Origin of the sequence: Candidatus Liberimonas magnetica, from assembly GCA_020523885.1 — a bacterium.
GTDB classification, from domain to species: domain Bacteria; phylum Elusimicrobiota; class Endomicrobiia; order Endomicrobiales; family JAFGIL01; genus Liberimonas; species Liberimonas magnetica.
In genome coordinates this window covers 41,953-48,867 of record JAJAPY010000024.1, presented here as the reverse complement: position 1 = coordinate 48,867, position 6,915 = coordinate 41,953, and the positions used below count along the sequence as shown (strand labels likewise).

The following is a 6,915-nucleotide window of genomic DNA, read 5'->3' as shown; positions in this document are numbered from 1 at the left end:
AGTGGGTTATCCTGGCGACCTCGTACCATGTGCCCATATAGCGGTTTATATCCACATAATCAACAGTCTTAATGTCCGGTAACTTCTGCGCACCAGTCACAATTGCCGGGAAGACAAACAAAGCGACTATCAGAATATATGTTTTCATCAAAACCGTCCCTGGATTGTCAATACCGTATTTCCTAACAATGGAGTTACCCCGCGTTGAATTTAATTTCTCTTCTGCGCGACTCCGTCCCATATTCAGTTAGTCAAGTAAGTCATGTCTGGCACCGCTTTTTTTAGGCAAGTTAAGCAAGCCTGACACGGTTTTTCTTTGCATATGTTTGTTTTACAGACTCAATTTTATCGGTAATTTCATGTATATCTTCTTTTGTTGCGATATTTTCACCCTTTTTTTTTAAGTAGTTACGAAAATAATAAATACAACCAATGAGAATCACATTTATAAAAGTATTTATTATGTCCATTCTAATTTCTCCTTTGCTTAACATTTAAGCTCAGCTGTTTTGCTATAGCGCCCTATTATGCTATTTTTTTCTAATAATGCGATTAATCCGCTACCTGGGACTTTAGGGACACTCTTAACCGATTAACTATTACAGAAAATTGTGTACGGCTTTGACTTGTTGAAATAATTAAAACTTCTTTATTTTATTTAATCAACCTGTAAGGACAATATCAATCTTTTCTTTTTTGTTCAACTTATCAAGCCTGACACCGTATTTGACACCGTATTTTCTTATTGTGTACCAAAAATTCATAACTATTTACAAAATGCTATCTGACTGTCTGTTTTTGTACCACATATTCATGAGAAATGCTTCTTCAGATTTAAATAAAGAATAATAATTAATATTTCTTTTGTTAACTATTGTTAGAATTTTATATTTTTCAGTTCTCGGTATCTTTATCTTGACAATTTTTGGTTTATTCATAATTTTATAACTGCCATGGTCTTGACTTTCAGTTTCTTTATTTAATATATCCATAAATGGGACATACTCTGCTGTCTTTAAATTACGATTATTTTTATAGGCAACTGTAAAACATGTTTTTTGTATTTTATCTCGTTCTATCAATCTATTTTTTGATGATTTTAAAACAAAGTCTGGTTGAGAATCACCCACAAGCTGAGCACTAAAATGATAATAAACGAATATTGACGAATATTTAACTCCTTCACGTTCAGGTGTCGCAAATGCAAAAAAAGCTGCAACATCCTTATCTTCACTCCAATCCAGTAAAGGAGATGGAAAACCGTAATGTCTTAAATAGACCATATAATCGTTTAAAGGAATGTCGCCTGCTTCGATAAGTTTTTGATGATCAATAAAATCTAGTTTTTTCGGACACTGCACACATAAAGGTTCTTTATATATTTTTTCATAAAAACTATTAATAAATTCACTGTATTTATTTATCGAACAATTTTTTATTCCAAACCTCTCCAAGGAACTTTCCAGATTCCATCTACTATCAGATTGTCCTCTAAATATTACGCCATGGTTTTGATTATGGTCAGATTTGATTTCTATAATTTTATTCTCAACATCTTCCCATGTATTTAGAGTAATTTCTTCGTAACAATTATTTTTATTGTATTCAGATAGTTTTTGAATAAATTTCAATATTTTTGGCAATTTTTCTCGAATTACTGAACCCACAGATTTACCTGTTTCATTTAAATTATTTATAAATTCCCTTTTATCACACATTTTATGTTCCTCATTTTGAATCGTCTTCTATGATTTTTATTTCTTCTTTGGTTAAGCCGTAGAGTTTATAGACTATCTCGTCAATTTCGCGATCGGTTTGGGATATCTGCTGCTGGATTTGTTCTTTTTTACTGCCTTGAGCTGTTTGAATCTTTGTATTTAGATCAAGCATAATATCTACTAACGAAACAATATTGTCATGCAACCCTTTTTCTATTTTTTCTTCAAAGTCAATTTTTCTTATTGGGATATTTTTAAGAAACATCGTTTTATAAATAAAATAATCATTTGCTTTCGGCACTGTGGTTCGCTTATAAAACCATTCTAAAAACTTTGAGTTAAGTACCCCTAAAATATATTTTACATTCTCTTTTACATCATTTTTTAAATAAAACCCACAAACAGTATCTCCGTAATATAATTTATTAAAATCCAGCATGAAGCGATTTCCATCTGCAAGTTCTGGGACAACTATTTTTACACTATTAAAATTAGATTCTTTTCTTTGATTCCACAATTCATACCACTTTTTTGAAGATTTATTAAAATACTCTCTTGCCTTTAATTTGCTTTTATTCTCACATAAAAAGTCATAATATTTTGGAGCTTTTATTCGTATACTATCTTCATCAATTATTTCATTATTTGTATATGGATAAAACACACACTCTGAAACATTCTCAAAACTATATTTCCTAATATTTCTCCCCCTAAGACAGGGTTTAAAATATATCTTTTCATATTTTTTCTGCGTTATCAATTCTTCATTTAACAAGTACACATCGTTTAACCCTGTTACTATTCCTTCGGATATACTATCTACATAATCAAATAATATTCCAAACCGCTTATTATTTTTATACTTTTGAATTATAGCAGTATTCAATTTATCTCTAAATATCCATGTGTTTTCGGAAAGATCGTCTTGATTATACAACTCAAAAGCATCATCTATATCCTTTAAATATCTAAACTTATTATTTTTGTTGTATGGCTTTGACAATATATATATACCTGTATAATTTAGAGCATCTTTAAATACCTGCTTGTGTTCAAAATCAATTATTGACTTAATCACGGAATTATGCAACAAATATTTCCTTACATCTTGACCATGATCCCTTTTCATAAAACCAGTCGGACAAATATATGAAAGCAAACCATTTCCTTTAAGTAAATTCAATCCATTTTCAATAAAAAGAACATAAATATCATATTTCCCTTTTGCACTTAGATATTTATCATTAAAATAATTTTTATTTAAAGCAAAACCATGAAATCCAATATAAGGCGGGTTTCCTATCACAACGTCAAATCCACCTTCGCGCAGGGCGGCGGGGAAGCGTTCTTCCCAGTTGAAGGGTTTTACTTTGTAGTAATCGTCGCCGAAGTATTTTTTCAGCTCTAAGGTTGAACCGGATATAAGGGAGTTTCCGCATTTTATGTTGCCGTCAAGCATGGGAAGGACCGCGCGGCCGGGGACAAAACCGTATTCGTCTTCAAGCATTTTAAGCATTAGGGAAAGCTTTGTTACTTCCACCGCCTGCTCGTCTATATCAACTCCGAAGATGTGTTCCTTTAGAATATTAGCTTTTTCCTGGATTGAAAGCGGGCGGGAGGATTGATCGTGGTTAAGGGCGAGTTCGCCGTCAACGGCATTTTCTGGATTCCCGCTTACTGCCTGCGGGAATGACACAGGGAGAGAGGAAGAATGTTTTCTTTTATTTATTTTTTGCTGTTTGTAGTAGTTAAGCATTTCTTCGTAGGCTCTTATAAGAAAACTGCCGGAGCCGCAGGCAGGGTCAAGAATGCGCAGTTTTTTGATTTTGGATGGAGGAAGCTCGGTTAGAAGTTTGCCTACCGTGTTCTTTATTATGTAGTCAACGATATATTCCGGCGTGTAGTAAACCCCGCCGGCTTTGCGAACATCCATTTTAAGCTCGTATTTTACCTGGTGTTCCGTAAGCCGCGCCGTGTAGCCAAGATACTGCTCGTAAATACTGCCCAAAACTTCCAGAGGGATAACGTCAAACTGGTAAGGATTATACATTTCAAGGATTATTTCTTTCATTACCTTAAAATCTATCTGTAGTTTCTCTTCCCAATCTTTAAAAGCGAAGAGGTCGCTGTTATAAACCCGGCTGTAATCCTTAAACTCTTCTGCCAGAAAAAGCATTGCCTTCGGGCCTACGGCATCCGTTCTTTCTTCAAAGATGGCTCTTAAATTGTTTCTGTGCGTAAGTTTTCTGTCTTCGCAAAAGCGCATAAAGATTATGCGGTCAAGCAGTTTTTGCGTAATTTCTTTAAGGTAGGCGCTGTCTTTTTCCAGGTCCTGCGAATGGAAAAGATGAGGGTTGTTTTTGTAGATGTCTTTTGCGAGTTTTTCGCGCCAGTTTTCAAGGTCGGCAAGTATGGCCTTGTCAACTGTCTGGCGGTCTTTGGGCTTCTTTAAAAGGAGCTTGTCTAATTCGCCGTTTTCAACGGACTCCTTTGAAAAAAGCCACAGTTTGTCAAACTGTTTTAGATAGTCTCTATAATTTAATTCAATTTTCAAGCCTTTTTTAAGGTTTCGTAAATCAGGCTTAAAGGTAACGTCAAAAAGTTTTACTCCTTCAAAATCCGTAAGAAGCACAAAGGGAACGTCCCTGCGGTTGTAGCCGTAGCGGACAGCCTGCTCTATATGTTTATCCAAATCCGCTTTTATGGGCTTTGCTTCAACAAACATCCTTATTTTGCCGCAGGCTTTAAGGCCGTAATCAACCCTGCCGCGGGAAACCCTGACTTCAGGGCTGACCTCGTTGTTATCGTTAACATCCCAGCCGAGCACATCTTTTAAAAGCGGCTGTATAAACGCGGTTTTAGTTGCCTCTTCGTTGTATTCCCTGGCCTGCCCTGAGGCAAGTTCCACTTCAAATTTATTGATGAGTTTTGAAAGGTTTTCTTTGGCCTGCAGTTTCGTAAGTGTCATTCAAATTCCTTTACAACAAAAAACCACACTGTATTTTTGCAAGTGTGGTTTTAAATTACTATTCCTTTTGCTTTGGTACTCATAATCCCCTCATTTTGATATATTCATTTTCACGATTTCAGTACCCATAACAGCAGCAAGATTTAGTCAGAATTATACCAAATATTGAAGTAACAGGCAAATTCAATTATTTGCGGTTCTGACCTTGTTTTTGCTAATAAATAAGTGATTTTTTAGGTAAAAGTATAATAGTTTAAAAAATGACTGCCTATTTCGACAGGTTTATTCTTCGTCTTAGACTTTACGATTAGATAGTTTTGCTTTACGATTAGTTAACGATTGGTTACTTTTGTTCATTATAGCTTATGCGGAAAATCGGATGATTTGATTTTATCTCTATATTAAATCTGACAATTATAGATTTTTATCTGACGATTACCTGACAATTAAGGATTTTTACCTGACGATTATTTATCCGACATTTTATCCGACATATTTCATATTTATCCGACATCAGAGTATCCGACATTTTATCCGACAGTAATACTATATATCCGACACCTTTTGTTTTGCCGTATAAGCAGCGTCTTTTTTAAAACCTTCCTTTTTTATCATATTTTTTTCTAATAATAAATATTGATTTCTTAAGGCTGTCCTATCTGTAGTTTTAATATTTAGTATTTCTTCATCCTGTTAATTACTTTAGAAATAAGTAAAATTATCTCATAATATATGAAGAAACAACGAATTTTTATCAGCGCCAATCAGAAAGAACTTAGGGAAGAAAGATTTGCTGTAAAAGATGTAATTCTCAACAACTCTTCTTTAAGAAACTGCTTTGATGTATTTTTGTTTGAAGACCTTCCTGCTACGGGAAAACCGCCTACTTCAACTTATTTGAAAGAAGTAGCCAACAGTGATATTTACATAGGTGTTCTCGGCAAAGAATACGGCATCAAAGGAGCAGATGGCTTATCGGCTACTGAAAGAGAATTCAAACATTTTTTAAAAAAGAATCCTAACGGCGATACACTTATCTATATCAAAGGAAAAAATGATTCCATTAAGGACAAGGATATCCAGAAATTTATTAAATCTGCCCGGGAAGTATCTATTTACAAGCGTTTTGATATTGTTGAAGATCTAAGAACACAAGTGCTTAACAGCCTGATTTCCTGCATGGATGAAAAAGGAATGATAAATCTCCTATCTTTTGATAAAAGAATAAATATTGAAGCATCATACAGCAATATTGACGAAAAACAGGTTAAGGACTTTCTTGAAACCAGGGCTATAAAGCTTAAAGTTGCAGTACCAAAGATAGAAATAAAGGATTTTCTTGTTAATACACTTAAGGTCGTATCTGAATCTGGCAAGAAACTGGTTCCTACAAACACGGCTTTACTGTTTTTTGGCAAAAATCCTACCGACTTTATCCCTCAAAGTGAGATTAGAATCGCCCGGTTCAAAGGATCGACCCGCAGCTATTTTTTGGATTCCGCAGAAATAACCGGGCCCATATATAAGATGCTTGATCAGGTTGAAAGATTCTTTTTAAGAAATACCAGGCTTGCTAATAAAATTGTTGAATTTAAACGGGTTGATATTCCTGAATATCCCTACGCAGCGATACGTGAAGCTGTAATAAACGCTATCGCGCACCGGGACTATACCCGCATGGGAACGCCGATAATGATATCTATATTTGATGACAGGGTTGAAGTAAGCAATCCCGGCGGGCTTTTGCCCGGATTAAACATAAAAAGGCTTGAGGGCCATCATGCTACAAGAAATGAAAATATATGCCATATTTTTCATGAAACTCTTGATATGGAACGGTTCGGCACTGGTATCGGCAAAATGAACCGCTTAATGAAAGAACATGGGCTTAGTAAGCCTGTATTGGAAGAAGAAGGCGACTTCTTTGTATCCAGATTCTTTGGTCCCGGTGATAATATTTTAGATCTTGTGCCAAGCATTCCGAAAGAGCGCCAGACAGATTTAAAGGAACTAGGATTAAATGAGCGGCAAATAGAGGCTTTAAGGCTGATGGTTAATGAGCGCCATACTTTTACAATTCATAAATATACCGAACTGTTTAAAAATATTAGTGATAAAACTGCAAAAAGGGATATCAAAGGCTTATTAGATACCGGCTACATTAAGAAAATTGGATACAAGAAAGGTGCATATTTCCAGTCTAACCTCGATGTCCCTAAAAAGTAAAAA

General features: G+C 34.9%; 5 protein-coding genes. 1 reads left to right on the top strand and 4 read right to left on the bottom strand.

Annotation, left to right across the window (positions count from 1 at the left end):
• The 4 genes from LHV68_13090 to LHV68_13075 form a co-directional block, all read right to left on the bottom strand.
• On the bottom strand, positions 1 to 148 hold a 148-nt coding region (locus LHV68_13090), incomplete at its 3' end, for a lipocalin family protein (GenBank protein MCB4792798.1).
• A gap of 142 nt (positions 149 to 290) precedes the next feature.
• Positions 291 to 470, bottom strand: a complete 180-nt coding sequence (locus tag LHV68_13085; GenBank protein MCB4792797.1) for a hypothetical protein — start codon at positions 468 to 470, stop codon at positions 291 to 293.
• 300 nt (positions 471 to 770) lie between these two features.
• Complete coding sequence (locus LHV68_13080) at positions 771 to 1,718, bottom strand: FRG domain-containing protein (protein MCB4792796.1); 948 nt, start codon at positions 1,716 to 1,718, stop codon at positions 771 to 773.
• Positions 1,719 to 1,728: 10 nt separating this feature from the next.
• Positions 1,729 to 4,686, bottom strand: a complete 2,958-nt coding sequence (locus LHV68_13075; GenBank protein MCB4792795.1) for an N-6 DNA methylase — start codon at positions 4,684 to 4,686, stop codon at positions 1,729 to 1,731.
• Positions 4,687 to 5,418: 732 nt separating this feature from the next.
• Between LHV68_13075 and LHV68_13070 the strand changes: the two genes are divergently transcribed.
• Complete coding sequence (locus LHV68_13070; protein MCB4792794.1) at positions 5,419 to 6,912, top strand: DUF4062 domain-containing protein; 1,494 nt, start codon at positions 5,419 to 5,421, stop codon at positions 6,910 to 6,912.
• The last annotated feature ends 3 nt before the right edge of the window (positions 6,913 to 6,915 follow it).